Genomic DNA, 1049 nt, shown 5'->3' on the forward strand with positions numbered 1-1049 from the left:
AATAATAATTTTAATTCAAAAAATTCTTTTATGATTGTCGGATGAAATGATATAAATTTGTCTGATAGTTATGGAAGAATTTTTTTATTTTCTTCTTGACTTAAAGTCGACTTTAAGTTGTTTAATATATTTATCGACTTGATACGAGGAGGAATTGATTATGGCAAAACAAACAGCAGGACATGACCTATTAGGAGATTTTGCTCCACAATTTGCAGAATTAAATGATGATGTACTTTTCGGAGAAGTTTGGAGTAAAGAATCCGAACTCTCAGCGCATGATCGTTCACTCATCACGATTGCAAGTATTATATCAGCAGGAAATACCGAGCAACTTGATGCTCATTTAAAGATTGGTAAGAAAAACGGTATTACTAAAGAAGAAATCGTAGCAGAAATTACACATTTATCATTTTACGCAGGATGGCCTAAGGCATGGTCGGCCTTTAATCGTGCAAAAGAAATTTGGAAGGATGAAAAATAATTATGGCAAAAAATGAAGAATTAAAAACAAATGGAGTTTTCCCAGTTGGGGATAAGAATGATGCATATGCACAATACTTTATCGGACAAAGTTATCTTAATAGCTTAGTAAGTCCAGAGGATAATATTGATTTTGGAGTTGGAAATGTAACTTTTGAACCTGGTTGTCGTAATGACTGGCATATTCATCATGATGGATTTCAAATTTTATTGGTTACTGGTGGCGAAGGTTGGTATCAAGAATGGGGCAAACCTGCTCAATTGTTGATACAAGGTGATGTTGTAGTAATTAAAGAAGGCGTTAAGCATTGGCATGGAGCAACTAAAGATAGTTGGTTTAGCCATGTTGCTATTACTAAAGGAACATCAGAGTGGCTTGAGAAAGTTACTGACGAAGAATACAACAAGTTATAATTAAAAGATTAGTTTTCAATTTTAATAAAAAATACCCTTTTAGCAGATAAATCATACGTAATTTGTATGACATATCCCTAATAAGGGTATTTTTTTGTTTTGGATATAAGTCCTTATAACTTTACATTATCTTTACAGTAAATAGATTAGAT

2 protein-coding genes are annotated in these 1049 nt (G+C 32.3%); both read left to right on the forward strand.

Annotated elements, in window-relative coordinates; genetic code table 11:
• Nucleotides 1-160: 160 nt before the first annotated feature.
• Entirely contained in the window at nt 161-484 is a 324-nt protein-coding gene (locus FHL06_RS14115; RefSeq protein WP_153387295.1) for a carboxymuconolactone decarboxylase family protein, read from the forward strand.
• A 2-nt stretch (nt 485-486) separates the two neighbouring features.
• A complete protein-coding gene (locus FHL06_RS14120) occupies nt 487-897 on the forward strand; it encodes a cupin domain-containing protein (RefSeq protein WP_153387296.1) in 411 nt (136 codons plus the stop codon).
• Nucleotides 898-1049: the final 152 nt, after the last annotated feature.

The sequence above is a fragment of the Companilactobacillus halodurans genome, assembly GCF_009600985.1.
GTDB lineage: Bacteria > Bacillota > Bacilli > Lactobacillales > Lactobacillaceae > Companilactobacillus > Companilactobacillus halodurans.